Source organism: Streptomyces sp. NPDC041129 (genome assembly GCF_055592265.1).
On the sequence record NZ_JBVIYV010000010.1, the window covers coordinates 268,733 to 294,571 of the forward strand.

19 protein-coding genes, 1 tRNA gene and 1 pseudogene are annotated in these 25,839 nt (G+C 74.2%); 9 read left to right on the plus strand and 12 right to left on the minus strand.

Annotated elements, in window-relative coordinates; genetic code table 11:
* The first annotated feature begins 391 nt into the window (after positions 1 to 391).
* From ACZ6B1_RS28545 to fdh, 3 genes are all read left to right on the plus strand, one after another.
* Positions 392 to 1,429 (plus strand): 4Fe-4S dicluster domain-containing protein, encoded by a 1,038-nt coding sequence (locus ACZ6B1_RS28545; RefSeq protein WP_468783004.1) that lies wholly within the window; start codon positions 392 to 394, stop codon positions 1,427 to 1,429.
* Positions 1,426 to 2,445 carry an NrfD/PsrC family molybdoenzyme membrane anchor subunit gene (nrfD, locus tag ACZ6B1_RS28550; protein ID WP_468783006.1) on the plus strand — a complete coding sequence of 340 codons (1,020 nt, stop codon included), beginning with the start codon at positions 1,426 to 1,428 and terminating at the stop codon, positions 2,443 to 2,445. The genes ACZ6B1_RS28545 and nrfD overlap by 4 nt, the downstream gene beginning before the upstream one ends.
* A 142-nt stretch (positions 2,446 to 2,587) precedes the next feature.
* Complete coding sequence (gene fdh / locus ACZ6B1_RS28555) at positions 2,588 to 5,869, plus strand: formate dehydrogenase (RefSeq protein WP_468783008.1); 3,282 nt, start codon at positions 2,588 to 2,590, stop codon at positions 5,867 to 5,869.
* A 54-nt stretch (positions 5,870 to 5,923) separates the two neighbouring features.
* Here fdh and selD read toward each other — a convergent pair whose 3' ends face one another.
* The gene (gene selD / locus ACZ6B1_RS28560) at positions 5,924 to 6,934 is read right to left on the minus strand and encodes a selenide, water dikinase SelD (protein ID WP_468783010.1); all 1,011 of its coding nucleotides are present in this window, start codon (positions 6,932 to 6,934) and stop codon (positions 5,924 to 5,926) included.
* A 34-nt stretch (positions 6,935 to 6,968) separates the two neighbouring features.
* Between selD and ACZ6B1_RS28565 the strand changes: the two genes are divergently transcribed.
* Positions 6,969 to 7,061: transfer RNA gene (locus ACZ6B1_RS28565), tRNA-Sec, on the plus strand.
* A 35-nt stretch (positions 7,062 to 7,096) separates the two neighbouring features.
* Here ACZ6B1_RS28565 and ACZ6B1_RS28570 read toward each other — a convergent pair.
* From ACZ6B1_RS28570 to ACZ6B1_RS28600, 7 genes and pseudogenes are all read right to left on the minus strand, one after another.
* A pseudogene (locus ACZ6B1_RS28570) lies at positions 7,097 to 8,836 on the minus strand (SelB domain-containing protein); the annotation flags it as partial.
* 5 nt (positions 8,837 to 8,841) lie between these two features.
* Positions 8,842 to 10,182 (minus strand): L-seryl-tRNA(Sec) selenium transferase, encoded by a 1,341-nt coding sequence (gene selA / locus ACZ6B1_RS28575; protein WP_468783111.1) that lies wholly within the window; start codon positions 10,180 to 10,182, stop codon positions 8,842 to 8,844.
* Positions 10,183 to 10,738: 556 nt separating this feature from the next.
* Complete coding sequence (locus ACZ6B1_RS28580; RefSeq protein WP_468783112.1) at positions 10,739 to 11,755, minus strand: MASE1 domain-containing protein; 1,017 nt, start codon at positions 11,753 to 11,755, stop codon at positions 10,739 to 10,741.
* Positions 11,756 to 11,805: 50 nt separating this feature from the next.
* The gene (locus ACZ6B1_RS28585) at positions 11,806 to 12,684 is read right to left on the minus strand and encodes a PP2C family protein-serine/threonine phosphatase (RefSeq protein WP_468783012.1); all 879 of its coding nucleotides are present in this window, start codon (positions 12,682 to 12,684) and stop codon (positions 11,806 to 11,808) included.
* 120 nt (positions 12,685 to 12,804) lie between these two features.
* Positions 12,805 to 13,125 (minus strand): hypothetical protein, encoded by a 321-nt coding sequence (locus ACZ6B1_RS28590; protein ID WP_468783014.1) that lies wholly within the window; start codon positions 13,123 to 13,125, stop codon positions 12,805 to 12,807.
* A 76-nt stretch (positions 13,126 to 13,201) separates the two neighbouring features.
* Complete coding sequence (locus ACZ6B1_RS28595) at positions 13,202 to 13,894, minus strand: alpha/beta fold hydrolase (protein ID WP_468783016.1); 693 nt, start codon at positions 13,892 to 13,894, stop codon at positions 13,202 to 13,204.
* 140 nt (positions 13,895 to 14,034) lie between these two features.
* Complete coding sequence (locus ACZ6B1_RS28600; RefSeq protein ID WP_468783018.1) at positions 14,035 to 15,243, minus strand: hypothetical protein; 1,209 nt, start codon at positions 15,241 to 15,243, stop codon at positions 14,035 to 14,037.
* 168 nt (positions 15,244 to 15,411) lie between these two features.
* Between ACZ6B1_RS28600 and ACZ6B1_RS28605 the strand changes: the two genes are divergently transcribed.
* Positions 15,412 to 16,860 carry a glyceraldehyde-3-phosphate dehydrogenase gene (locus tag ACZ6B1_RS28605; RefSeq protein ID WP_468783020.1) on the plus strand — a complete coding sequence of 483 codons (1,449 nt, stop codon included), beginning with the start codon at positions 15,412 to 15,414 and terminating at the stop codon, positions 16,858 to 16,860.
* A gap of 75 nt (positions 16,861 to 16,935) precedes the next feature.
* Here ACZ6B1_RS28605 and ACZ6B1_RS28610 read toward each other — a convergent pair whose 3' ends face one another.
* Together ACZ6B1_RS28610 and ACZ6B1_RS28615 are read right to left on the minus strand one after the other, a co-directional pair.
* Positions 16,936 to 18,873, minus strand: coding sequence for a collagenase (locus ACZ6B1_RS28610; protein ID WP_468783022.1), 1,938 nt, complete (start codon positions 18,871 to 18,873; stop codon positions 16,936 to 16,938).
* 161 nt (positions 18,874 to 19,034) lie between these two features.
* A complete protein-coding gene (locus ACZ6B1_RS28615; RefSeq protein WP_468783024.1) occupies positions 19,035 to 19,988 on the minus strand; it encodes a LysR family transcriptional regulator in 954 nt (317 codons plus the stop codon).
* 156 nt (positions 19,989 to 20,144) lie between these two features.
* Here ACZ6B1_RS28615 and ACZ6B1_RS28620 point away from each other — a divergent pair, with 156 nt between their 5' ends.
* Positions 20,145 to 20,714: a TetR/AcrR family transcriptional regulator gene (locus ACZ6B1_RS28620; protein ID WP_468783026.1), complete on the plus strand. Its 570-nt coding sequence runs from the start codon at positions 20,145 to 20,147 to the stop codon at positions 20,712 to 20,714.
* A 34-nt stretch (positions 20,715 to 20,748) separates the two neighbouring features.
* Entirely contained in the window at positions 20,749 to 21,936 is a 1,188-nt protein-coding gene (locus ACZ6B1_RS28625; RefSeq protein WP_468783028.1) for a GDSL-type esterase/lipase family protein, read from the plus strand.
* A 22-nt stretch (positions 21,937 to 21,958) separates the two neighbouring features.
* On the opposite strand, the gene ACZ6B1_RS28630 is transcribed toward ACZ6B1_RS28625, so the two are convergent.
* Together ACZ6B1_RS28630 and ACZ6B1_RS28635 are read right to left on the minus strand one after the other, a co-directional pair.
* Positions 21,959 to 22,672, minus strand: a complete 714-nt coding sequence (locus tag ACZ6B1_RS28630; RefSeq protein WP_468783030.1) for a class F sortase — start codon at positions 22,670 to 22,672, stop codon at positions 21,959 to 21,961.
* Between the two features lie 113 nt (positions 22,673 to 22,785).
* Positions 22,786 to 23,436 carry a hypothetical protein gene (locus tag ACZ6B1_RS28635; RefSeq protein ID WP_468783032.1) on the minus strand — a complete coding sequence of 217 codons (651 nt, stop codon included), beginning with the start codon at positions 23,434 to 23,436 and terminating at the stop codon, positions 22,786 to 22,788.
* Positions 23,437 to 23,778: 342 nt separating this feature from the next.
* Here ACZ6B1_RS28635 and ACZ6B1_RS28640 point away from each other — a divergent pair, with 342 nt between their 5' ends.
* Both ACZ6B1_RS28640 and ACZ6B1_RS28645 read left to right on the plus strand, forming a co-directional pair.
* The gene (locus tag ACZ6B1_RS28640) at positions 23,779 to 24,780 is read left to right on the plus strand and encodes a Vgb family protein (RefSeq protein ID WP_468783034.1); all 1,002 of its coding nucleotides are present in this window, start codon (positions 23,779 to 23,781) and stop codon (positions 24,778 to 24,780) included.
* A gap of 142 nt (positions 24,781 to 24,922) precedes the next feature.
* On the plus strand, positions 24,923 to 25,795 hold the full coding sequence (locus ACZ6B1_RS28645; protein ID WP_468783036.1) for an SCO6745 family protein: 873 nt from the start codon (positions 24,923 to 24,925) through the stop codon (positions 25,793 to 25,795).
* Positions 25,796 to 25,839 lie beyond the last annotated feature (44 nt).

Below are 25,839 nucleotides of genomic sequence, written 5' to 3' on the forward strand. Positions count from 1 at the left end.
CACCGCAGGGCACGCGGCCTGACCCGGCCCTTGGTGTGTGCATTTCCGCAGTTCACGGATTTGCCTGATGAGAAAAATACGTCGCAGGCTAACCCACTTTCACGACCCCTCACAAAGCAGGCGCCGGGCCGACAGGACTTCGCGAGACGATCCGCCGCCAGGGGTGTACGGCCCGTCGTCCCGGGTACTGGATTGCGTTCGGTGTCTCCCGGCGCGGCACCTCCCGGTGGCGCGTCCCGCGAGCCGGTGGAGGCTGCCACGGAGGCCGTTTCGGGCGCGCGGGGCGAGGGCACCCGTGCCAGGCTCGAGACAGGGCACCAGGACCCGGACCCCGGACGTTGCCGCACCTCGGCCGTCGGCGGGGTCGAGGGCCGAGCGAGGAGGGTGCGGCATGACCCCGGACGACGACGGCACGGCGGGCGCCGGACCGGCGCGCGGGCATCTGCTGTACGGACCCCAGCCGGACGTCGCGGGTGCCGCCGGCTACCCGGACGCCCCGCCCAGGATGGGCTTCTTCACCGACACCTCCGTGTGCATCGGCTGCAAGGCGTGCGAGGTGGCCTGCAAGGAGTGGAACGCCGTCCCGGAGGACGGGCTCGAACTGACCGGCATGTCGTACGACAACACGCAGGGCCTCGGCGCCGACAGCTGGCGGCACGTGGCCTTCATCGAGCAGCGCAAACCGTTCGGCGGGCAGGAGCCCGGGGTCGTCCACGAGGACGTCGACGTGTTCGCCGCGGCGGCCGGCCTCGGTACCGACACAGGCTCGCCGGGACCGGGAGCCACCGCACCCCCGCCCGGCGCGGCCCCCGCGGGCGCCCCGGCCGGGGAGATCTCCCCGGTGTCGCCCGACGGCCGCACCGAGCTGCGCTGGCTGATGGCCTCCGACGTGTGCAAGCACTGCACCCACGCGGCCTGCCTCGACGTCTGTCCCACGGGTGCGTTGTTCCGTACCGAGTTCGGCACGGTCGTCGTCCAGGAGGACATCTGCAACGGCTGCGGTTACTGCGTGCCCGCCTGCCCCTACGGCGTCATCGACCAGCGCCGGGACGACGGCCGGGTGTGGAAGTGCACCCTGTGCTACGACCGGCTGGGCGTCGGCATGGAACCGGCCTGCGCCAAGGCCTGCCCGACCGACTCGATCCAGTTCGGTCCGCTGGAGGAGCTGCGCGAGCGGGCCGCGTCCCGGGTGGCCCGGCTGCGGGAGGCCGGGGTGACCGACGCCCGGCTGTACGGCGAGAGCCCGGACGACGGGGTCGGCGGGGACGGCGCGTTCTTCCTGCTGCTGGACGAGCCGGAGGTGTACGGCCTGCCCCCGGACCCGGTGGTCACCACCCGGGACCTGCCCGACATGTGGCGGCACGCCGCGCTGGCCGCCGTCTCGCTCGCCGCGCTCGCCGTCACCAGTTTCGTGAGGAGGCCGCGATGAGCGGTTCGGACGTGACCCGGGACGGCGTGGAGGGCGGCCGGCCGGGTCGCGAGGCCCCGACGGGCGCGCGCGACGGGCGCCACCGGCGCCGGCGCGGCCGGGGCGAGCAGCCGATGGTCCCGGAGGCGGAGTTCTCGTCGTACTACGGCAGACCGGTGCTGAACAAGCCGACGTGGAAGGCGCTCGACATCGCGGGCTATCTGTACCTCGGCGGTCTGGCCGGGGCGTCGTCGCTGCTCGCGGCCGGGGCCGCTCTCGGCGGGCGGCCGGCGCTGGCCCGCCCGGCGAAGCTGGGGGCGGCCGGGGCGATCTCGCTGTCGCTGGTCGCGCTCGTGCACGACCTGGGCCGCCCGGCCCGCTTCCTCAACATGCTCCGGGTGTTCAAGCCGACCTCGCCGATGAGCGTGGGTTCGTGGCTGCTGGTGGGGTACGCCCCGCTCACACTGGCCGCGGCGGCGACCGAGGTCGCGGGCCGCTACCGTCTCGCCGGCTCGGCCGCCACGGCGGGCGCCGCCGTCCTCGGTCCGGCGGTGGCGACCTACACCGCGGTGCTCCTCTCGGACACGGCGGTGCCGTCCTGGCACGAGGGCTACCGGCAGCTCCCGTATGTCTTCGCGGGATCGGCGGCCACCGCGGCGTCCGGTCTGGCGCTGGCCGCCGCCCCGGCCGGCCAGGCGGGGCCGGCCCGCCGGATGGCGGCCCTCGGTGCCGCGCTGGAGCTGGGCGCCCTCCGGCTGATGAAGGGGCGTCTCGGACTGGCCGCCGAGCCCTACGAGCAGGGCCGGCCGCGCCGGCTGCTGCGTGCCGCCGAGGCGCTGACGGCGGGCGGCGCCGCCCTGGCGCTGCTGTCCGGACGGGTGCGCGACCGGCGCCTGGCTCTGACGGCCGGTGCCGGACTGCTCTCGGGCTCGGCGGCACTGCGCTTCGGCGTGTTCCAGGCCGGGGTGGACTCCGCCGAGGACCCGAAGTACACGGTCGTACCGCAGCGCGAGCGGCTGGCGGCGCGCGGCGGCTGAACCGGTCCCCGGGCCTATGCGACCAGCGGCGAGGCCGGTTTGGCCGTTCGGGCCGGGGGGTACCCCGCCGCTCACCGGGCCCGGGATGCCGCGGTCGCGCGGGCGCGTGAGAATCGAGTAGCGCGGACGGGAGGAGCGAGTCGTGGGCGTACGCACCTGGATCGACTCCTGGCCGGTCTACCGCCAGCTCACGGGAACGGACCCGCTGGGCAGGGGGGCCGCCGCCAAGAGCGGGCGCAGCGCGCGGCTGGAGCCCCGGGTGGCCTCGGCGGACCGGGTGGTGAAGTCCGTCTGCCCGTACTGCGCGGTGGGCTGCGGGCAGAACGTGTACGTCCAGGACGGGAAGGTCACCCAGATCGAGGGCGACCCGGACTCCCCCATCTCGCGCGGCCGGCTGTGCCCCAAGGGCTCCGCCAGTCTGCAGCTGACCACCGGGAGCGCCCGCGAGCACCAGGTGCTGTACCGGCGGCCGCACGGCACGCGGTGGGAGCGGCTGGACCTGGACACGGCGATGGACATGATCGCCGACCGGGTCGTCGAGGCGCGGCGGGCGGGCTGGCAGTGGGAGGCCGACGGGAATCGCACCCGGCGCACCCTCGGCATCGCGAGCCTCGGCGGGGCGACGCTCGACAACGAAGAGAACTACCTGATCAAGAAGCTGTTCACCGCGCTGGGCGCCATCCAGATCGAGAACCAGGCGCGTGTTTGACACTCCTCCACCGTTCCCAGTCTGGGGACCTCGTTCGGACGCGGCGGCGCGACCACCTTCCAGCAGGACCTGCAGAACTCCGACTGCATCGTCATCCAGGGCTCGAACATGGCCGAGTGCCACCCGGTCGGGTTCCAGTGGGTGATGGAGGCGAAGGCGCGCGGCGCGAAGGTGATCCATGTGGACCCGCGGTTCACCCGGACCAGCGCGCTGGCCGACGTCCACGTGCCGCTGCGCGCGGGCTCGGACATCGCGTTCCTCGGCGGGATCATCAACCACGTGCTGCGGGAGGAGAAGTACTTCCGGGACTACGTGCTGGCGTACAGCAACGCCTCGGTGATCCTGCGGGAGGACTTCCGGGACACCGAGGACCTGGACGGCGTCTTCTCGGGCCTGGACACCGACAGCCGCTCCTACGACAACAGCAGCTGGCAGTACGAGGGCACCGAGATGCAGGCGGCCTCGGGCGAACGCGATCTGGAGTACGACAGGCGCACCGGCGGCGAGGGCTCCGACGACAGCTCGGTCACCGAGGCGGCGCGCGGGGAGGCGCACGGCGCCGGCGGGGCCGTGATCGGAGAGGGAGAGCCCGAGCGGGACGAGACGCTCACCCATCCGCGGTGTGTCCTGCAGGTGCTCAGGCGGCACTACGCCCGCTACACGCCGGAGGTGGTCGAGGAGGTCTGCGGGGTGCCGCGGGAGCTGTTCCGGCAGGTGTGCGAACTCGTCACGGAGAACTCCGGACGGGACCAGACCACGGCGTTCGCCTACGCGGTCGGCTGGACACAGCACACGGTCGGCGTGCAGTACATCCGCGCGGCCGCCGTGCTGCAGACGCTGCTGGGCAACATCGGCCGCCCCGGCGGCGGCATCCTGGCGCTGCGCGGTCACGCCTCCATCCAGGGCTCCACGGACATCCCGACCCTGTTCAACCTGCTGCCCGGCTACATCCCGATGCCGCACGCCCACCAGAACCAGGACCTCGACGCGTTCGTGGAGGCCGAGGCGGCGCACAAGGGGTACTGGGGCAACATGCGGGCCTATCTGGTGAGCCTGCTCAAGGCGTACTGGGGCGACGCGGCGACGCCGGAGAACGACTTCTGCTTCGACTACCTGCCGCGGCTGACCGGCTCCCACTCCGCCTACGAGACGGCCATGGCGCAGCTCGAGGGGAGGTGCAAGGGCTACTTCCTGCTCGGGGAGAACCCGGCGGTCGGCAACGCCAACGCCAAGCTGATGCGCATGGGCATGGCCAACCTGGACTGGCTGGTGGTGCGGGACTTCTCCCTCATCGAGTCGGCGACCTGGTGGAAGGACGGCCCGGAGATCGAGACCGGGGAGCTGCGCACCGAGGACATCGGCACCGAGGTGTTCTTCCTGCCGGCCGCCGCGCACACCGAGAAGGACGGCAGCTTCACCAACACCCAGCGGCTGCTGCAGTGGCACCACCAGGCCGTGGAGCCGCCCGGCGAGGCACGCAGCGACCTCTGGTTCACGTACCACCTGGGACGGCTCATCAGGCAGCGGCTGGCCGGGTCCGCAGACGAGATGGACCGTCCGGTGCTCGACCTGGTCTGGGACTACCCGACCAAGGGCGAGATCGCCGAGCCGGACGCGGAGGCCGTGCTGGCCGAGATCAACGGCCATGACGCCAAGGGCGATCCGCTCTCCTCCTACGAGCAGCTCGAGTCCGACGGGTCCACCGCCTGCGGCTGCTGGATCTACTGCGGGGTGTACGCCGACGGCGTCAACCAGGCCGCGCGCCGCAAGCCGGGCCGGGAGCAGGACTGGGTGGCGGCCGAGTGGGCGTGGGCCTGGCCGGCCAACCGGCGCATCCTGTACAACCGTGCCTCGGCGGACCCGGAGGGCAGGCCGTGGAGCGAGCGGAAGGCGCTGGTGTGGTGGGACCCGGACCGGGGTGAGCGGGGCGAGTGGTCCGGGCACGACGTGCCCGACTTCAAGAAGGACAAGGCGCCCGACCACGAGCCGCCCGAGGGCGCGACCGGCCCCGCGGCGCTGTCCGGCCGGGACCCGTTCATCATGCAGGCCGACGGCAAGGCGTGGCTGTACGTGCCGTCGGGACTCACCGACGGCCCGCTGCCGACGCACTACGAACCGCAGGACTCCCCGTTCCCGAACCTGCTCTACGGGCAGCAGCGCAATCCGGTACGGCAGTTGATGCCGGCGCTGCCGGACAACCGCTACCAGCCGAGCGGCACCGAACCCGGCTCGGAGGTGTTCCCGTACGTGGCCACCACCTACCGGCTCACCGAGCACCACACGGCGGGCGGCATGTCCCGCTGGCAGCCGTATCTCGCGGAACTCCAGCCGGAGTTCTTCTGCGAGGTGTCCCCGGAGCTGGCCGCCGAGCGGGGCCTCGCGCACACCGGCTGGGCGACGATCGTCAGCGCGCGCGGGGTGATCGAGGCCCGGGTGCTGGTGACCGACCGGATGGCGCCGCTGCGGGTGCAGGGCCGCACCCTGCACCAGGTGGGCCTGCCCTACCACTGGGGCCCGAACGGCTACAGCACCGGGGACGCGGCCAACGAGCTGCTGCACCTGTCCCTGGACCCGAACTCCCACATCCAGGAGGCGAAGGCGTTCGCCGTCGACATCCGTCCGGGGCGCCGTCCGCGGGGTCCGGCGTCGGTGGAGCTGGTGCGGTCCTACCGGGCCCGGGCGGGCATCGACGAGCACACCGGGACCGAGCCGTAGCGGCGGCTCGTCCGGGGCGGTGGCACCGGCTCGGACGGGGCCGCGGAAGGCGGCTCACCGGAGCACGATCGAGTGGTCCCCGCGGGGCACCAGCTCCCCCACCACCGGGGCTCCGGGCACCTCGCCGGCGACGAGCAGACCGCCCGAGGTCTGCGCGTCCGCCAGAAGCAGCCGGGTGCCCGCGTCCGTGGTGCCGAAGTCGGTGTACGGCGCGACCCAGTCCAGGTTGCGCCGCGTGCCGCCGCTGACGTAGCCGTCCCGGACGGCCTCCCGGGCGCCGTCCAGGTACGGCACCGCGGCCGTGTCGAGCACGGCGGTCACTCCCGAGGCCCGGGCGAGCTTGTGCAGATGGCCGAGGAGCCCGAAGCCGGTGACATCGGTGGCGCAGGTGGCGCCGGCGGCCAGGGCGGCGGCGGACGCGTCCCGGTTGAGGGCCGTCATCGTGGCGATCGCCTGCTCGAACCGCACCCCCGTCGCCTTGTGCCGGTTGTTCAGCACGCCCAGGCCGAGCGGCTTGGTCAGCGACAGCGGCAGACCGGCGCGGCCCGCGTCGTTGCGGAGCAGGTGGGCGGGGTCGGCGAGTCCCGTGACGGCCATGCCGTACTTGGGTTCCGGGTCGTCCACGCTGTGCCCGCCGCCGACGTGGCAGCCCGCCTCGGTGGCGATGTCCAGGCCGCCGCGCAGCACCTCGCGGGCCAGCTCGAAGGGCAGCCGGTCGCGGGGCCAGGCGAGCAGGTTGACGGCGAGGACGGGCCGGCCGCCCATGGCGTAGACGTCGGACAGCGCGTTGGCGGCGGCGACGCGCCCCCAGTCGTAGGGGTCGTCGACGACCGGGGTGAAGAAGTCGGCGGTGCACACCATGGCCGTGCCCTGCCCGGGGAGCATGACGACGGCCGCGTCGTCCCCGGTGGCGAGGCCGACCAGCAGCGGGCTGTCGCCGCCGGGCAGCGGTGCGCCGAGTCCGCTGACCACCTCCTCCAGCTCGCCGGGCGGGATCTTGCAGGCGCAGCCGCCGCCGTGGGCGAACTGCGTGAGGCGTACGGACGCTTGGCGGGTCGGTGTCATGCGTGTCTCCCGGGGCACTAGCCTGGTCGGCGGTGGAGGCGTGTGGGTGCCTGGTGGCCCTCCCGGTCTTCAAAACCGAGGTGCCCGAGGATCTCGGGCAGGCGGGTTCGATTCCCGTCCGCCTCCGCTCCCCGGCCCGGGCCGGCAGCGCCGTCGCTGGTCGTCGACGCGTTCCGTGTACCCCTGGGTGTCCAGGTACTCCAGCAGCGGTACGGCCACCCGGCGCGTGGTGTCCAGGGCCCGCCGGGCCTCGCTCAGCGTGAACGGCTGCGGCAGCCGGCGCAGTACGGCCGCGGCGGCGGCGTCCGCCCCGGGCAGCAGCACGATGCCGTCGGCGATCCGCAGCAGGGCGCCCGCGGCCACGGCGGCGGCCAACGGCTTTCTGGTCAGGCCGAGTCGCGTCAGCCGGTCGGCCTCGGGCGCGCGGAAGGCCGCCCGGGCCAGATCCCCGCGCACGGCGTCCACGGCCGCCCGCACGGTTGGCGGCAGGACGGGCCGCGTGGCGTCGGCGTCGTACAACCGGCCCTGGTGGTCGCGGAGTCGGGGTGCGGCCCGGGCGAGGGCGTCCACCAGGGCGCGGTCGGGCAGACGCAGCAGACGACGGGCCGCCTCGGCGGGGAGACCGGGTTCCAGCGGGTGCGTGTCGGCGTACCGGCCGACCTCGGCGGTCAGCCGGGCCCCGAGGTCCGCCCAGTGCGCCTCGTCGGCCAGCCAGTCCCCGGCGACGGGTCCGGCCGGCGGCGGAGCACCCATGGCGAGCAGGTCGCGGCGCCGGATCAGACCCCGGCGGCGCAGTTCGGCGGCACCGTCGGGGTGCCCGGTCATCCCGGCCAGTTCGGCCGCGCGGGTGCGGCCGGCGCCGCGCCGGGTCAGCCGGGGCGGGCGTACGTCGAGGACGGTGACCCCGCGGGGGGTGCGGCTGCCGCCGGGTTCGCGGAGCACCGCCCGGTCGCCGATCCGCAGGGGCAGTTCACGGTGCAGGGTGAGCCGGGCGGTGTCCTCGCCCAGCGGGCGGACGGTCACCGGGACGGCGGCCGTGCCGATGTGCAGGGTGACCGAGCGGGGCAGGTCGCGGACGGGCTCGCCGGTGACCCGGACGTCGGCGGTGCCGGTCGTCAGCCAGCGGTCCGGGGTCAGCAGCGCCTGGCCGCGCCGCAGTCCGCCGGCCCCCGGCCCGTGCACGTTGACGGCGACCCGGGCCACCGCACCGGCCTCCGTCCGCTCCTCCTGCAGGGTCTGCAGGCCGCGCACCCGCAGTACGTCCCCGTCCCCGGTGACGAGCCGGTCGCCGGCGCGCAGGGTGCCCGCGCCGAGCGTGCCGGTGACCACGGTGCCGTGGCCACGCACGGTGAACGCCCGGTCCAGCCACAGGCGTACGTCCGCCTCGGTGTCGGGGGCGGGCAACTCGGCTGTCAGCCGGGTCAGTTCGGCGCGCAGGCCGTCCAGTCCGGCGCCGGTGACGGCACTGACCGCCACGGACGGCACCTTGCCGAGGGAGGTGGCGGACAGCCGCTCGACGGCGTCCGCGCGCACCGGTTCGGGGTCGGCGAGGTCACTGCGGGTCACCGCCAGGAGGGCATGCCGGACGCCGAGCGCGTCGAGGATCGCCAGGTGCTCCTGCGACTGCGCCTGCCAGCCCTGGTCGGCGGCGACGACGAACAGCACGGCGGGCACGGGGCCGGCACCGGCGAGCATGGTCGCGACGAAGCGCTCGTGCCCGGGTACGTCGACGAACGCGAGGTGCTCCCCGTCGGGTTCGAGCCGCGTCCACACGAAGCCGAGGTCGAGGGTCAGGCCCCGGCGGCGCTCCTCCTCGTAGCGGTCCGGTTCCATGCCGGTGAGCGCCCGCAGGAGGGTGGACTTGCCGTGGTCGACGTGGCCGGCGGTGGCGAGGACGTGCATGCCGCCTACCTCTCCGCGGCCGGGCGGGCCGCCCGTACGGCCCCGGCCAGCACTTCGTCGTCCTCCGGCGGCACGGCCCGCAGGTCGAGCAGGCAGCGCCCGGCCTCCAGCCGGCCGACCACCGGGGCCCGTCCGGTGCGCAGTGCCACGGCGTACGGCTCGGGCAGCGACAGCGCGGCGCTGGGCAGGGTGACGCCGGGCGCCCCTCCCCCGCCGACCGTGGCGGCGCCGGCGACGGCCCGGGCGTCGATCCCGTCTGCGCCCAGGGCGGCGGCGAGCCGGTCGGCGCGGTCCCGCAGGCGGGCCGGGTCGATGGTGAGGGCGGTGGCGGTCGGGGTGGGCGGTCCGGTGAGTGTGGCCTCCAGGGCGGCCAGGGTGAGCTTGTCGACCCGCAGGGCGCGGGCCAGCGGGTGCCTGGCCAGGGCGCGCACGAGGTCGGCGTGGCCCAGCAGCAGCCCGCACTGCGGCCCGCCGAGCAGCTTGTCGCCGCTCGCCGTGACCAGCGCGGCTCCGGCTCGCAGGGCCGTGGCCGCGTCCGGTTCCTCGGGCAGGTCCGGGTGCGGGGCGAGCAGTCCGGAGCCGATGTCGACGACGACGGGCACGGCGAGCGCGGCCAGTTCACCGACCTCGGCGCCCCGGGTGAACCCGGTGATGCGGAAGTTGGAGGGGTGCACCTTGAGGACGAACCCGGTCTCCGGTCCGATGGCGGCGGCGTAGTCGGCGACGGTGGTGCGGTTGGTGGTGCCGACCTCGCGGAGCCGGGCGCCGGTGGAGACCAGCAGGTCGGGCAGGCGGAAGCCGTCCCCGATCTCCACCATCTCGCCCCGGCTGATGACGATCTCCCGGCCGGCCGCGAGGGCGGTGGCGGCCAGCACGAGCGCGGCGGCCCCGTTGTTGACGACGTGCACACCGCCGGCGGCGGGCACGCGGTCGGCGAGCGCGGCCAGGGCGGAGCGGCCGCGCCGGGCCCGTGCTCCGGTCACCAGGTCGAGTTCGACGTCCGTGGGTCCGGCGGCCGCCGCCACCGCCTGACGGGCCGCCGCCGACAGCGGTGCCCGGCCGAGGTTGGTGTGCAGCAGGACTCCGGTCGCGTTGATCACCGGCCGTAGCCCGCCCGCCGTGCCGGGGAGCAGGGCGACGGCGGTGTCCAGGACCTGTTCCGGGGCGATGCCTCCCGCGCGCGCCCGGCCCTGCGCCCGCCGGACCGCCCCCTTGACCACGTCCTCCCCGAGCCGCCGCACGGCCTCGGCCAGCCGCGCGTCGCGCAGCAGCGCATCGGTCCGCGGAATCCGGCGCCGGGCGTCGCCACCGTCGCCGGGATGCGCAGCCGGCTCCGGTTCGGGCACGCCGGCGTCGCTCGGGGGGCTCACCGGATCACCGGCGCCTGCTCCCGCCGGGTCGCCCGGGCCGCGTCCGGCCGGCGTACCGGGTCCGGGTCCGTCGCCGTGCCGCCGCTCGCCCGTCCCGCCTGCCCCGGCCCTGTGTCCGCCCGTGTCGTCCGGGGAGCCTTCGGAGACGTCGCGGCCTGGCCCGTCGGCGTCCGGCCGGGTGGATTCCCGGCCCGACGCGGGCCGGGGTGAACCGGGGTGCTCCGGGAGGCCGGCCGAAGCATCGGAGCCCGGTCGGTCGCCGGCCGGCCGCCTGCCTGTCCGGCCCGCTCCGAGCCGGGGCGCTCCGGCGCCGTCCCGGGGACTCACCGGAGTGCCGGAGCCGGGGCCGGGGCCCGCCGCGCTGCCGGGGCCGGTTCCGGTGGTTCCCGGGTTCCGGTCGTCCCTGCCGGGTGCCGCCCGCTGCTTCATGCCGCCCCTGTTCCTCCGGCCCTGCCGTGCCCGTACGGGCATCGCTCATCGTCTCCCAGTGCCCTTGCCCGGCCGTTCGACACGCCGGGCGGGACGGGCCGCGTCACGGGCCGGCGTCGGGCTCCCGCGGCCGGTCGCCGGGCCCCGGGGGCGGCCGGGGCGGGGGGGCCTCGCCCGCGGTGAGGTGCGCCAGGACCTCCACCAGTTCCTTGCAGGCCTGTTCGACGGAGCGCCGGGTGTTGCGCTGCTCGGTGATCACGGCGGACAGCAACAGCGCGGTGAGCGCCATCGCCCCGTTGAAGGCCTGGAGTTTCGCCATCACCTCGATCCGGCTCAGCCCCGCGAAGGCGCCGACGGCGTCCGTCGCGGCGACCGTGGCCAGCACGGACGTCAGCAGGGCGCAGAACATGCTGCCCGCGAGCTGGAAGCGCAGCGCGGCCCAGATGATCAGCGGATAGACGAGGAAGAGCAGGCTGATCGAGCTGTAGGCGGCCAGCGGCACGAGGGCGCAGGCGACGACGGCCAGCGCGGCGGCCTCCTTCCAGCGCCCCAGCGGCGGCGGCCAGCGGGTGCGGCGCAGCAGCAGCAGGACCGGGGTGACGAGCAGGACGCCCATGGCGTCACCCACCCACCAGGCCAGCCAGACGGTCCAGAAGGCTTGTGGCGCCAGCTTGTCGGACAGGACGAGGACCCCGACGCCGAAGGTCGCGCTGATCGTCGTGGCCGCCAGGGCGCCGAGGAACACCAGGGCGAGCCCGTCGCGCAGCCGGCTGATCTCGGGGCGGAAGCCGGAGCGGCGCAGCAGCAGCACCGCGGCCACCGGTGCCACCGTCTGCCCGAAGAGGATGCCGACCACGTCCGGGCCGGGGGTGCCGAGGGACCAGGTGGCGAGCAGCGCGCCGACCGTGATGGCGGGCCAGCAGCCGAAGCCGAAGAAGAGCAGGGCGGCCACGGCCACTCCGGTGGGTGGCCAGATCGGGGTGACGACGGCGCCCTCGACAGCCAGATGGCGCAGGAGCCCGAGGCGCGCCGACCCGTAGTAGCAGGCGGCGACCGCCAGAAGCTGGACGGCGTAGCCGCCCGGCCGGCGCAGATCCTGGTAAGGCACCACAGCAGCAATCTCACACCGGTGGCCCTCCCTCTGCGAGGCGAGAGGCGTCCGGTCCCGCTCTATGGCTGAACCCCGGGCCGCTGCCGGGACCCCCCGGCCACCGCGTCCCGCCAGTGCGTGCCCGGCCCGTCGAGGCCCACGACCAGTACGGCGGCGTCGTCCTCGTGCCCCACGCTCTCGGCGCCCTTGATCACCGCGGCGGCCAGCGCGTACGCCTCGAGGCCGGCGACGGCGGCGATGCCGGCGAGCCGGACCACCTGGTCGAGGCCGTCCTCGATGTTCAGCGAGGGGCCCTCCACCACGCCGTCGGTGAGCAGTACGAACACCCCGCCGGTGGTGAGCCGGTGCCGGGTCACGGGGTACGTCGCACCGTGCTGGATGCCGAGCGGCGGGCCTCCCTCGTCGTCCGCGACGCCGGATCTGCCGTCCGCGGTGGCCCAGACGAAGGGGATGTGCCCGGCCCGCGCGCTCTCCATGACGCCCGTGGCCGGGTCGAGCCGCATGAAGGTGCAGGTGGCGAACAGCTCGATGCCCAGCGAGAGCAGCAGCTCGTTGGTCCGGGCGAGGACCTCGCCCGGCTCGGTGCTGACGGAGGCGAGGGCCCGCAGCGCGGTCCGCACCTGGCCCATGAAGGCGGCGGCCTCGGTGTTGTGGCCCTGGACGTCCCCGATGGACATCCCGATGCGGCCGTCGGGGAGGGTGAAGGCGTCGTACCAGTCGCCGCCCACATTGAGGCCGTGGCAGGCGGGTGCGTAGCGCACCGCCAGGTGCAGGCCGGGTGCGGTGGGCAGGTCCGGGGGGAGCATGCCGCGCTGCAGGGCGATGGCCAGTTCGACCTGGGTGCGTTGCAGTTCCGCGCGCTCGCGTGCCTGGGCGGTGAGCATCCCGAGCCGGACCAGCAGCTCGTCGCCATCGTCCGTGGAGCGCTTGCGGGGCATCGATCACATCCGGCTGGGCGGCGGCCTTGCGGCAGCCTTTCAGGGCAAACGCCTAGATTTTACCCATTCGAGGCGATTCCCCCCAGAGGAAGGGCCGCACGCTCCGTGCCGTCCGCCCGGTCAGCGGACCTCCGAGTCGATGCCCGTGACGGCTGCGGGCCCCAGCGGCGCCGTCCGCTCGTCCAGCCCGGCGCCGCGCAGAGCGGAGTCCGCGAGCCGGCGGGCCTCCTGCTCGGCGTGCGGGCCGGTGTCCGCCTCGACGGTCAGACGGAGGGTGAAGGTGTTGTCCTCGTTGACGTTGAGTACGTCCAGGTCCTCGGTGCTGCCCATCCGCGTGGTGTGCGGATCGGCCGGTCGGAGGGCCCGGCTCAGCCGCGCACGGGCCTCGTCCCCGACTGCCGTCGTGAAGGTACCGGGCACGGTGATGACGTAGGTCGTCATGACGATCCTTTCCTCGGACGCTCCCCGCCTACCCCGATTCACGGCCTTCGCACGGGGACACCGCGACGCTCCCGGGTCAGACCCAGCCGTCCAGCGCGGTCATGAACCCCTCGAAGTCGTCCCGGTAGAGGGTGTGACCGGCGGCCGGCACCCTGCGCACCTCGAAGCCCCGCCGCGCCAGCTCGTCGGCCATCGCGGGCGGGACGAGACTGTTCGCGCCGGCCAGCACCACCAGTGACGGCACCACCGGGCGCGCCGGGGTCCGGCTGACCGCGTAGGCGTCGGGGAGGGCCTGGACGGTCGCCGCGTCCCAGTCGGCGATGGTCGCCAGTTCCACGTCCACGTCGGCGTCCTCCCAGCGCGGGTTGAAGCCCCGGATCACGGTACGGGTGACGTGCTTGAAGTCAGCGAAGTAGGCGGCGGCCGTCACCGCGTGCTCGGCGAGCTCCCACGCCGGGTCGCAGTAGACGGCCCGCTTCGGTGCCAGCCGCTCCACGGCGAGGGCGAGGGCCATGCCGCCGAGCGAGTGGCCGATCGCCAGCTCAGGGCCGTCCGGCAGGGTGTCCACGAGATCGTCCGCCCAGGCGGCGGCGCCGTACTCGCCCCGCCCGCTCGCGCCGTGGCCGCGCAGGTCGACGGCGATGACCCGGTAGCCCCGGTCCGCGAGCTCCGGCGCGACCCGGCGCCAGGTCCGGTGGTCGGACATGATCCCGTGGATCAGGACCGCGACCCGCTCTCCGGTCCCCCACTCTCGGGTGTGCAGTTTCATCGACTCGCCTCTCTCGTCCGGGCGCCGCAGGATCCTGCCACCGAACCGGCGGCCGATCCACCGGGCCCCCACCGGGGGGAGCGTCCGCGGCCGTCACCCGTCCGGCGGGCGGCCGGGACGCACGGCACGGCCGGCACGGCTCACAGCGGGGAGTGCGCCACCACCGTCACATAGGCGCCGTAGAGCAGGGACACGACGGCCAGGGCACCGCCGACGAGCAGGGCCTGGGCCGGCCGCACCCGCCAGGTGCGGGCGAGTGCGCGGGCCGGCGGGATCAGCAGCGGGAAGACCGGCAGCAGGAAGCGGGGCTTGGACGAGAAGGATCCAGAGCCACCCAGCACCAGCAGCACGAGGACCCCCGCGAACACCACCAGGGCCAGCGGGCTGCGGTCCAGGCAGAGCAGCCCGAACAGGACGACACCGACGAGGACGATGATCAGCGCGGCGGGGTAGACGACACCGCCGCCGTACAGGAACAGCACCCGGAGGAAGCGCACCGCGCCGGCACCGAAGTCGAAGCGCGACTCCCAGGCGCTCTGGACCGTGAAGTAGCCCCGGAACGGGTCGCCGGTCCGGGCGCCCACCCACAGCACGTAGCCGAGCCAGCCCAGCGGGGCGAGGAGGACACCGGCCCACAGGGTGACCGGCATCCGGCCGCGCAGGCGCAGCAGTTCGCGCGCGGCGGCGACCCCGAGGGCCGCGGCCACGGCGAACCCGGTCGGCCGGGACAGCCCGGCCAGCGCGGCGAGCGAACCGGCCCACAGCCAGCGGCCCTTGAGCAGGCAGTACAGGGACCAGACCGCGAGCGCGGCGAACAGGGACTCGGTGTAGGCGACGGTCAGCTCGACGGAGTGCGGCAGGACGGCCCACAGGGCGACCAGGGCGGTGGCGGCGGCCCGGCCGTACAGGTGGTGGCCGATGAGGAAGAGGCCGTACGCGGCCGCACCGGCGGCGGCCCAGGCGACCAGCAGCCCGGCCTGCCCGGCGGTGCACGGCAGTACCGTGAGCACGGCCCGGACGAGCCCCGGATACAGGGGGAAGAAGGCCCAGTCGGTCTGCACCGCCCCGGACGGGGTGACCCAGATGAGGTGGCCGTAGCCGTGGGTGGCGATGTGCAGGTACCAGCGGGAGTCCCAGGAGTGGGCCAGGCTCCTGGTCGGGGAGTGTCCGGCGAGGTGATCGGCGGTGACCACGACGAGGATCCCGGCGAGCCGCACCGCCGCGAACAGCGCGAGGGCCACCAGGGCGCCCTCGGGCATCCGGTGCCGGGCCACCAGGGGCGGTCCAGGGCCGCGGAGGAGACCGGACTGGGCGGCAGGCTCGGGCCGAGGTACGGAAGACGTGCTCACGCCCCCGACCTTGGTCAGACCGGTACGGGGGTGCAATGCGCGACCCGCGTTTCCCGGCCTCTTCCACCCTGATTCAGGAACGGTGGAGGCCCCCCGCCGGGGGCCCCGAAAAGATCGAAGTAGGGTGTGGTTACCATATGAGCGCTGCCTAGCTCGAAAGATAGATCTGTGACTGTCAACGACGACTCGTTCACCAACTGGATGCACCGCGAGGAAATCGCGGAGTCCATGATCCCGATCATCGGAAAGCTGCACCGCGAGCGGGACGTGACCGTCCTGCTGCACAGCCGCTCGCTGGTGAACAAGTCGGTGGTCAGCATCCTGAAGACGCACCGCTTCGCCCGGCAGATCGCCGGTGAGGAGCTGTCGGTCACCGAGACCATGCCGTTTCTCCAGGCCCTGACCGCCCTCGACCTCGGGCCCTCCCAGATCGACCTCGGCATGCTGGCCGCCACCTACAAGGCCGACGACCGCGGTCTGAGCGTGGCGGAGTTCACCGCGGAGGCCGTCGCCGGCGCCACCGGCGCCGACAAGATCGAACGCCGCGAGCCGCGCGACGTCGTCCTGTACGGCTTCGGCCGCATCGGCCGCCTCGTCGCCCGGCTGCTGATCGAGAAGGCCGGCTCGGGCAACGGCCTGCGGCTGCGCGCCATCGTCGTCCGCGGCGGCGGCGCCCAGGACATCGTCAAGCGTGCCTCGCTGCTGCGACGCGACTCCATCCACGGCCAGTTCCAGGGCACCATCACGGTGGACGAGGACAGCAGCACGATCGTGGCCAACGGCAACGCGATCAAGGTCATCTACGCCGACGACCCGTCGCACATCGACTACACCGAGTACGGCATCCGGGACGCCATCCTCATCGACAACACAGGCAAGTGGCGCGACCGCGAGGGCCTGTCCGAGCACCTGCGCCCGGGCATCGACAAGGTCGTGCTGACCGCGCCCGGCAAGGGCGACGTCCCGAACATCGTGCACGGCGTCAACCACGACACGATCAAGCCGGACGAGCGGATCCTGTCCTGCGCGTCCTGCACCACGAACGCGATCGTCCCGCCGCTGAAGGCCATGGACGACGAGTACGGCGTGCTGCGCGGCCACGTGGAGACCGTCCACTCGTTCACCAACGACCAGAACCTGCTGGACAACTACCACAAGGCCGAGCGCCGCGGCCGCTCCGCGCCGCTCAACATGGTGATCACCGAGACCGGTGCCGCCTCGGCCGTGGCGAAGGCGCTGCCCGACCTCAAGGCGCCGATCACCGGCAGCTCGATCCGCGTTCCGGTGCCGGACGTCTCGATCGCGATCCTCAACCTCCAGCTCGCCCGCGAGACCACCCGCGAGGACGTCCACGACTACCTGCGGAACGTGTCGCTGACCTCGCCGCTCAAGCGCCAGATCGACTTCACCACGGCGCCCGACGCGGTCTCCAGCGACTTCATCGGCTCGCGCCACGCCTCGATCGTGGACGCCGGCGCCCTCAAGGTGGAGGGGGACAACGCGATCCTCTACCTCTGGTACGACAACGAGTTCGGCTACTCCTGCCAGGTCGTCCGGGTCGTCCAGCACGTCTCGGGCGTGGAGTACCCGACCTACCCGGCGGCGACGGCGGTCTGACGCCGCAGCGCTCGCGCACATGACGGCCGCCGACCGGGCCTTCCGGTCGGCGGCCTTCGTGCACGGCGCTCGCGGTCAGGCCTGCCGAGGTCTGGCGCACGCGCCCGCGGCGCACGCGGTGAGCCACTGGTCGAAGTCGGCGTCGTAGCGGGTGCCGATGCCGTCGTGGTAGACGGCGTATCCGCCGGCGTAGTCACCGGCCCGGAAGCGGGCGAGCACGCGCTGGATGTCGTCGGGGTGCCGCTCGGCCATGTAGCGCACGGCGAGGTAGCCCCACGGGTAGGTGCGGGTCACGTCGCTGTTGCCGTAGGTGCTCTCGAAGAGGGTGCTCAGGCGGTACGTGTGCCTGGCCGCCTCCTGGATCGCCTGGTCGTAGGCCAGCCCCCGGTAGCCGTAGGAGACGTACTCGGCGAGGCCCTCGATCCACCACACGTCCGGCACCGAGGTCTGCTCGGTGAAGTCGCCCGGCATGTCGTCGCGGGCGTCGAGGAAGTGCGTGTACTCGTGGTTCAGGTTCCAGACCCGGGCCGCGAAACCGTCGTCCACGTCCTTCTGGTACATGATCGAGGTCGGCCGGTTGGCCGGGTCGGACGGGTCTCCGTCGAGGGTGATGCCGCCGTTGTCGGTGCTGACGCCGTAGATCGCGCCCGCGTAGGTCTGGTAGTCGGCGCGGCTCGCGAAGATCACGAGCTGGATGGTCGAGACGTACTGGCCGGGTATGGGGCCGTCGGCCCTGACGATGCCGCGGAAGTAGGCGCCCTGGTTCAGCACGCTCGCGCACACCGCGTCCAGCTCCTGCGCGGTGAGGGCCTGGGCGCGCACGGTGTGGGCCGCGTCGCAGCTGTGCGCGATCGGCAGTGCGGCCTCGGTCAGCCGGCCGGGCAGGTCGCAGACGCCGTAGTAGGAGCAGCCGGCGCCGTCGTAGGAGCCGGCCTGGGTGGCGACGGCCACCCAGAGTCCGGCCGTCGGGCCGGTGATCCGCGACCGGTCCAGCAGGTCCCTGGTCAACGGCCGGACGGTGGCGCGCAGTTCCGGGTGTTCGACGTAACGGGCGAGGTTCATACCGGCGTTGGTGTCGAGGAACGCCAGACCGGTGCCGAGCAGGTCCATGTGGTCCAGCGCGAAGTCGTGCAGGGCGGCGGTGACACGCGGGTCGGCGGCGACCGCCGCCACGTAGCGGGGGTTCCAGTTGCCGCGCCACAGCGGTGTGTGGACGTCGTTGACGGCCCTGACCATGCTGCCGATCGCGTCGTACGAGCCGTCGTAGGCGTCCAGCAGCCGCCGGTACACGTACAGATAGCGGTCCTGCTGGTCGGCGCTGTCGGTGAGGATCACGCTCTCGCCGAGGATGTCGCCGTTGACCGCCGTGACGTCCCGCGCGTGGCGGCGCGCGAAGAAGGCGTCCAGGCCGCCGGTGGTGGCGGCGGTGAGGCGGGAGGTGTACGGGCCCACGTCGCCGGCGTGGTTGAACTGCACGTAGTAGCCGGCGCGCAGGAAGAGGACGAGCTGCAGCAGTCCCGCGGAGTTGTCGCCCTGGTACCGACCCGCCGCGCGCGTGAAGGCCTGGGCGACGCTCAGCATCTGCGGCTGGCGGAAGACGTCGCGGGCGTCGGTGCCGGTGACGGAGAAGAGGGTGTTGACGCAGTCCGCGGTGGAGGCCGTCACGAACGCGACGAGTGCCGCTCCGGTGCGGCCGCCGAAGTCACCGGGTGCGCAGGAGGCGCCCTTCGCCCCGGGGCGCGGCAGGGTGTCCCTGTCACGGGTGAACGGCGTCGTCTGCGGCGGCAGTTGGGCGGGGCTGAGCGGCCGGGCCCGGCCGGGGGCGGGGCGTTCGGTGGCGCTGGTGGCCGGTCCGGTGGGCGGCGGCGCGGTGACGGGTCCGGCGGGAGCGGCCGCCGGACCGGCCTGACGTCCGGGCAGGGCCAGGGCCGGGGCCGACAGCAGGCCGGCCACGGTGGCGCAGACGGCGGCGGCGCAGGCCAGCCGTCCGGGCAGCGCGAAGCGATGGCGCATCGGGGATTCCTCCACGAGGGGGGTGCGCCTCTGTGGGGTGCGAGGCGTGGGAGGAATGTCTCAGCGCGCCGCCCCGGCAACAATGGCGTGTGACATAGCACATGGCACCGCCCGCTCATAACATCCCGGCCCCTCACCGGGACAGCTCACCCGGTGGCCCGCTACGTCCCGGCGATGCTCCAGGTGCGCGCGGCCCACGCCCTCAAGTGAGGCGCCGCGGCGACCAGTTCGCGGTAGGCGCCGGTGGCCGACTGCATCAGCGCCTCCACGATGTCGTCGCCGACCGTGTCGGGCCGCCAGGCCAGCACGTACCGGCACCACAGCGGCGATCCGGCCAGGGGCTTCACCGTGACGTGCGGGATCGGGCGCAGGGTGGGCTGGACCAGGGACACGCCGAGCCCGTCGGCGATCATGCTCTGGAGCTGCGTCTGGTCGCCGAGGAACTCGTGCACGGTGACGGGCGTGAACCCGGCCGCGGCGCAGGCGTCGTAGAACACCCCGGGCCAGCCGGCCCCGTCGTCCGGGGTGACGAACCACGGGTCCTCGGCCAGGTCGGCGAGCTGCACCTGGGCGCTCTGGCGCAGACGGTGCCGGGCGGGCAGGGCGACGAACGTGGGCTCGGTGACGATGCCGCGGTGGCGCACGGCGGGCGAGTGCGCCAGTTCCCGGCCCGGGTAGTCGGCGGCTATGGCCGCGTCCACCGCCCCCTCCTCCAGCAGCTCCACGATCCTCGAGGAGGCGTAGACGCTGGTCACGGCCACGGACAGGTCCGGCAGCCGGGTGCGGACGCGCGACACGGTCCCGGAGAGCATGGGCGAGTTCGTCGCGGCCACGCGCAGGGTGCGGGCCGGGCGGGCGGCGGGCGGCCGGTGGCCGATGGCGTCGGCGCGGGCCAGGACGTCCCGGGCCTGGGCGACGACCTCGGCGCCGTACGGGGTGGGCCGCACCCCGCCCGCACCGCGCTCGAAGAGCGGCTCGCCGAGGTGACGCTCGATGCGCCGGAGCTGGGTGCTGACGGCGGGCTGCGAGTAGCCGAGCTGCGCGGCGGCGCGGCCCACGCTGCCCGCGTCCGCGATCGCGCACAGCACCCGCAGGTGCCGAAGCTCCATCTCCATCGATCCACCACCCGTCCCGTCGGTCCGGCTCGTGCGAGCCCCGCACGATTGTCCCCCTTGCGCCGGAGGGCGACGCCATCGGCTATATTGATTTGCCGTTTGCCTAAGCCTATTAGGCAACTGCGTAATCGATTCAGGCCAAGGAGGAGGAAGCTGATGGTGCGCGCCGGTCTGACCACGGAGCGTCTGGTCCGGGCGGGGGCGGAGCTCGCCGACGAGGCGGGCTTCGACCAGGTGACGGTGTCGGCGCTGGCCCGGCGCTTCGACGTCAGGGTGGCCAGCCTGTACTCGCATCTGATGAACTCCCAGGACCTGAAGACGCGTATCGCCCTGCTCGCGCTGGAGGAACTCGCCGACCGCGCCGCCGAGGCGCTGGCCGGCCGGGCCGGCAAGGACGCCCTTCGCGCCTTCGCGGACGCCTACCGCGACTACGCCCGGGAACACCCCGGCCGTTACCAGGCGGCACGGTTGCGCCTCGACCCGGAGACGGCCGCCGCGAGCGCCGGCGGCCGGCACGCGCAGATGACCCGGGCGATCCTGCGCGGCTACGACCTGGCCGAGCCCGGCCAGACCCACGCCGTCCGGCTGCTCGGCAGCGTGTTCCACGGCTACGTCGATCTGGAGGCGGCCGGCGGCTTCAGCCACAGCGCCCCCGACTCCCAGGAGTCGTGGACCCGGATCCTGGACGCGCTCGACACGCTGCTGCGCGAGTGGCCGACCCCCTGAACCCCTGAACTCCCTAGCAGGACAGGCGCATACGATGCCCTCCACCCCGTCCGACTGGATCACCACCCCGCTGACCCCCGGCCTCGTGCGCGGCGCCCTCGACCTGGAGCGCACCGAGCACGGACTGCTGCCGCACCGGCTGCCCGCCCGGGCCCGCGCCCAGTGCGCGGATCCGCAGCTGCGGATGGCGGAGTCCCAGCCCTCCGGCGTACGGCTGGCGCTGCGCACCCGCGCCACCGCCGTCGAACTCGACACGCTGCCCACCAAGCGCGTCTACACCGGCGCGCCACCGCGCCCGGACGGTGTGTACGACCTGCTCGTGGACGGGCGCCCGGCCGGCCGTGCCGTCGCCGCCGGCGGGAACACCCTGACGATCGACATGGCCACCGGCACCGCCGAGCAGCGGCCCGGTCCGGTCGCCACCGTGCGCTTCACCGGCCTTCCGGACCAGGTCAAGGACGTCGAGATCTGGCTGCCGCACAACGAGACCACCGAACTGGTCGGCTTGCGCACCGACGCGCCCGTCGAACCGGTGCCCGACCGGGGCCGCGCGGTGTGGCTCCATCACGGCAGCTCGATCAGCCACGGCTCCGACGCCGCGAGCCCCACCACCACGTGGCCGGCGCTGGCCGCCTCGCTGGGCGGGGTGGAGCTGATCAACCTGGGCCTCGGCGGCAGCGCCCTGCTCGACCCCTTCACCGCACGCGCGCTGCGCGACACGCCCGCCGACCTGATCAGCGTCAAGCTCGGCATCAACCTGGTCAACACGGACCTGATGCGGCTGCGCGCCCTCGGGCCCGCCGTCCACGGCTTCCTCGACACCGTCCGGGAGGGTCACCCCGGCACACCGCTGCTCGTGGTCTCGCCGATCCTGTGCCCCATCCACGAGGACACGCCGGGCCCGAGCGCGCCGGACCTGTCCGCCCTGAGCTCCGGGCGGCTCCGGTTCCGGGCCGCCGGGGACCCGGCGGAGGTCGCGCAGGGCAAGCTCACCCTGGGCGTCGTCCGGGCGGAGCTGGCCCGGATCGTGCGGGAACGGGCCGCCGAGGACCCATGGCTGCACCATCTCGACGGCCGTGAACTCTACGGAGAGGCCGACTTCGCCGAACTGCCGCTGCCCGACCAGCTCCACCCGGACGCCGCCGCGCACCGCCGGATCGGCGAACGCTTCGCCTCGCTCGCCCTCGCCCCGGGCGGCCCGCTCGGGCGCCGGACCGGCTGACCGGCACCGCCGGCCCGGTCCCTCACACCAGGTGGGCGAAGACGACCAGGTTGTCGGTGTAGTCCCGCACCGTGTGGTCGTAGTCCCCCGCGCAGGTGATGAGCCGGACCTCGGGGCGGTCGGTGTCGGCGTAGACACGGTCGCTGGGGAAGGCGTCCTTGGCGAAGGTCTCCGTGTCGTCCACGACGAACTCCGCCTTCTGCCCGTCGGCCCGGTCCACGGTGAACCGGTCACCGGCCGCGAGCTCATAGAGGTTGGCGAAGACGGCGGCCGACGTCACGGTGTCCACGTGGCCGGCGATGATCGCGGTGCCCTTCTCGCCGGGCGTGACGCCGTCGACGTACCAGCCGACGAGGTTGGTGTCGGCCGCCGGCGGTGGCTGGAGCTGCCCGGTGGAGGCGAGGGAGAGGGGAGTGAAGGGAGCGTCCACCGAGATCTTCGGGATGACCAGACGGGTCGGAGTGGCTCGGGGCAGCGACCGCTCCGCCCGATCCGTACCGGGCTGTTCGGTACCGGCCGGTGTGCCGGCGCTCACCGTCGTGCCACCGGGTGTCTGCGGGACGTCACCGTCACCGCCGTGGCCGCCGAACACGCTGACGGCGATGAAGACGATCGCGACGCCCCACAGGGTCAGCCGCCCGCCGCGGCCGGCGCTCTGCGCGGTCTGGGCCTGCCCGGCGGCCGGGGTCGAGGGGTCCGGGGAGGAGGGGTCCGGGGAAGAGGGGTCTGCTGCCATCGGACATCACCTCACTCGGGCACGGCAGCACAGGCGTCGGGCTCTCGCGGGGCGCGGGCCGCCGGCGCGGGGGCGCCGGCGGCGTACACGGCCCTGAGCGGAGAAGGGGCCGGTCAGGAGGCCGGCTCGGCGGCCTTCTTGCGGCGCAGCGCGTACACGCCGGTGGCGCCTACGGCGAGAACGGCCAGACCGCCCGCGGTGACACCCGGAGAGGCGAGGGCACCGCCTCCGGTGTGCATGCCGCCGCGCGGCTTGCCGTGCTCGCCGCCGCCCCAGTCGTCCTTGCCCCCTCCGTCTTCCTTGCCGCCCCAGTCGTCCTTCCCGCCGCCGTCCTCCTTGCCGCCGCCCTCCTTGCCGCCGCCGCCCTCCTTGCCGCCGCCCTTGTCCTTGTCCCGGTAGGTCTCCGGGTCGAACCTGCTGTCGTCGCCCGAGCCCCAGTCGTCACCACCGCGGACCGTGGCGAGCGCACCGCCGCCCGTGTGCATTCCGCCGCGCGGCCCGTCGTGGCTGCGGCCGCCGTCGTCCTCGCTGCTGTAGTCGTTGTCGTAGTCCTTGCCGGAACCCTTGCCGGAGCCCTTGTCGTGGTCCCGGCCGGAACCCTTGTCGTAACCGCTGTCGGAGTCGCTGTCGTGCTCCTTGCTGTACGAGGAGTCGTCCCGGCCTCCGCCGTCCGCGGCCGGCGCGGCGAAAGCCGCACCGGGCGTGGCGAAGGCCAGGGCGGCGGAGGCGGCCGCCGTGGCGAGAAGAATGCGGGCAGAGCGCATATCGGTGTCCTTCCGCCGTGGCCGGGCAGCGGATACGTCATCAGCTGAATGGACCCGGTCTCGACATGAACCACCGTCAGCCAGGCCGTGAGCGCGCACCATCCGGGCGGCCCAGCCGGGTCATCGCGCCACCCGTCTGTCCCAGCGACACGCCGGAGCACCCTCCGTCCGGGGCACCGCGCGTCACCCGGCCGCGCCGTTCGGCCCGCGGCGCCCGGCACGTGGTCCCCCTACCGGGCCGATCCGGCGTACGGCGGCGGTGGCATGCATGACGGGAACCGACGATGCATCACATGACGGCGGCGCACCCGATCCCCGGGCCGCCGAGAAGGGGGGCGCTCCATGCCCCGCGTCACCCAGGCCGGCCGGCACCCGGCCCGCCGCCTCCTCGCGGTCTCGCTGGGCGCGCTGATCGGGGCCGCCTCGGTCACGGCTCCGGCCCGGGCGGACGTGGGCGATGTGACGGTGCATCCGATCACCACCACCGCCGGCACGCTTCCCGCCGGCATCACCACCGGGCCTGACGGGGCACTGTGGTTCGCGGGGTCGGGGGCCGGCCGCATCGGGCGGATCAGCGCCGGTGGCGACGTCACCGACTTCCCCGCCTCCGGCCCGGACAGCCTCCCCCTCGACATCACGGCCGGACCCGACCGGGCGCTGTGGTTCACCGAGGCGAAGGCGAACCGGATCGGCCGGATCACCACCTCCGGGCGGCTCACGGAGTTCCGGGTGCCGACGCCGGGCGGCTTCCCGGCCGGCATCGCGACCGGGCCGGACGGCGCCCTGTGGTTCACCGAGCAGAACGGCAACAGGATCGGCCGGATCACCACCTCCGGCCGCGTCACCGAGTACCCGGTGCCGACCCCGGACGCCGCCGTCCGTTCCATCGCGGCGGGCGCCGACGGCGCTTTGTGGTTCACGGAACCGGCCGGCGGCAGGATCGGGCGGATCGGCGTCACCGGGGGGATCACCGAGTTCCCGCTGCCCCGCGACGGGGCTTTCCCGGACGCGATCGTCGCCGGGCCGGGTGGCATGTGGTTCACCATGTCGGGCCCGGACCCGGTCGGCCGGATCGACTCCTCCGGCCGTGTCACCGGTTTCCGGCCGCCCGATCCGGACAGCGTCCCGGCCGGGATCACACGCGGGCCCGACGGCCGGGTGTGGTACGCCGACCAGGCCGGCCGGATCGGGCGGATCGACGCGGGCGGCGTGATCACCTCCTTCCCGGTGCCGGGCGGCGCCGAGGGGGTGCCGTTCCGCGTCACGGCGGGCCCCGACGGGGGCGTGTGGTTCACCGAGCTGCTCGGCAACGCCGTGGGCCGGGTCCGGGCAGTGCCGCACTGAGCCCGCGACGCCGTGCCCCCGTCCGTGCGGGCGCCCGGGCGCCTCTTGTTATGACCGGCGTCATAGAGCAGGCTGTTCGACGGTTCGGAGGCGGTTCGGACCGGCGGTGGCCGGCAGGGCGACGTGGTGGGAGGAAGCGGTGATGGACGCGACGGCGCGGGACATGTGGGAGCGGTTCGAGCCGGTGCACGATCTGGTGTACTTCGCGCCCGAGGCACGGCAGGCGGCGGACGGGCTCGGGATGCGCGGGTACTGGATGGGGTACTTCGCGCTGCGCGCCGCCCCGTTGGGCCCGGTGGCCCCGTGCGTGGTGACGAGTTCCTTCTACGTCTTCCACCCCGCCCGGGTCGCCCGCGCGCTGCCCGACGCCTGGAAGTACGCCGCTCCGGCGCAGGTGCTGGCGGCCCGTGAGGAGGCCATGGACGCGGCGATGACCCGCCTGTTCGGGACGGAGGTGGCGCGGTCCGCGGAGTTCGCGGAGGCGGCCGACCTCGCGTGGCAGGCGGCCTCGGCGGCGGACACCACGGGCCGGGTGCTGGCCGCCGCCAACCAGGCTCTGGAGCGGCCCGGGCGGGCGACCGCGCGGCTGTGGCAGGCGGTGACGACACTGCGGGAGCACCGGGGTGACGGGCATGTCGCGGTGCTGGTGAGCCTGGGGATCGGTCCGCTGGAGGCCATGGCGCTCAAGGCGGCCGCCGGTGAGTCGGACGGGCCGTTCCTGCGGGAGACCCGGAGGTGGGGGCCGGAGGACTGGACGGGGGCCGAGGACGCCCTGCGCGAGCGCGGGTTCCTCGCCGCGGACGGTTCACTGACCCGCGCCGGCGTCGCGGGCCGGGCACTCGTCGAGCGGCGGACCGACGAGGCGGCCGGGCGTCCGTGGCGCGCGCTGGGCGCGGAGCGCACCGGACGCCTGGCCCGGCTGCTGGAGCCGCTGGCCCGCGCCGTCGGGGAGTCGGGGCTGCTGCCGCCCGGCAACCCGGTGGGGCTGCCCCAGTGGCAGACCGCGGGGCGGTGACAGCCGCCGAACTGCCCGAATCCGGCTGAAACCGGCCGGGACAA

Bases quoted from the DNA above. Each gene is read 5' to 3' on its own strand.
- ACZ6B1_RS28545 (WP_468783004.1), top strand. From the start codon at position 392: ATGACCCCGGACGACGACGGCACGGCGGGCGCCGGACCGGCGCGCGGG.
- nrfD (WP_468783006.1), top strand. From the start codon at position 1,426: ATGAGCGGTTCGGACGTGACCCGGGACGGCGTGGAGGGCGGCCGGCCG.
- selD (WP_468783010.1), bottom strand. From the start codon at position 6,934: ATGACACCGACCCGCCAAGCGTCCGTACGCCTCACGCAGTTCGCCCAC.
- ACZ6B1_RS28585 (WP_468783012.1), bottom strand. From the start codon at position 12,684: ATGCCCCGCAAGCGCTCCACGGACGATGGCGACGAGCTGCTGGTCCGG.
- ACZ6B1_RS28590 (WP_468783014.1), bottom strand. From the start codon at position 13,125: ATGACGACCTACGTCATCACCGTGCCCGGTACCTTCACGACGGCAGTC.
- ACZ6B1_RS28595 (WP_468783016.1), bottom strand. From the start codon at position 13,894: ATGAAACTGCACACCCGAGAGTGGGGGACCGGAGAGCGGGTCGCGGTC.
- ACZ6B1_RS28610 (WP_468783022.1), bottom strand. From the start codon at position 18,873: ATGCGCCATCGCTTCGCGCTGCCCGGACGGCTGGCCTGCGCCGCCGCC.
- ACZ6B1_RS28615 (WP_468783024.1), bottom strand. From the start codon at position 19,988: ATGGAGATGGAGCTTCGGCACCTGCGGGTGCTGTGCGCGATCGCGGAC.
- ACZ6B1_RS28620 (WP_468783026.1), top strand. From the start codon at position 20,145: ATGGTGCGCGCCGGTCTGACCACGGAGCGTCTGGTCCGGGCGGGGGCG.
- ACZ6B1_RS28625 (WP_468783028.1), top strand. From the start codon at position 20,749: ATGCCCTCCACCCCGTCCGACTGGATCACCACCCCGCTGACCCCCGGC.
- ACZ6B1_RS28630 (WP_468783030.1), bottom strand. From the start codon at position 22,672: ATGGCAGCAGACCCCTCTTCCCCGGACCCCTCCTCCCCGGACCCCTCG.
- ACZ6B1_RS28635 (WP_468783032.1), bottom strand. From the start codon at position 23,436: ATGCGCTCTGCCCGCATTCTTCTCGCCACGGCGGCCGCCTCCGCCGCC.
- ACZ6B1_RS28640 (WP_468783034.1), top strand. From the start codon at position 23,779: ATGCCCCGCGTCACCCAGGCCGGCCGGCACCCGGCCCGCCGCCTCCTC.
- ACZ6B1_RS28645 (WP_468783036.1), top strand. From the start codon at position 24,923: ATGGACGCGACGGCGCGGGACATGTGGGAGCGGTTCGAGCCGGTGCAC.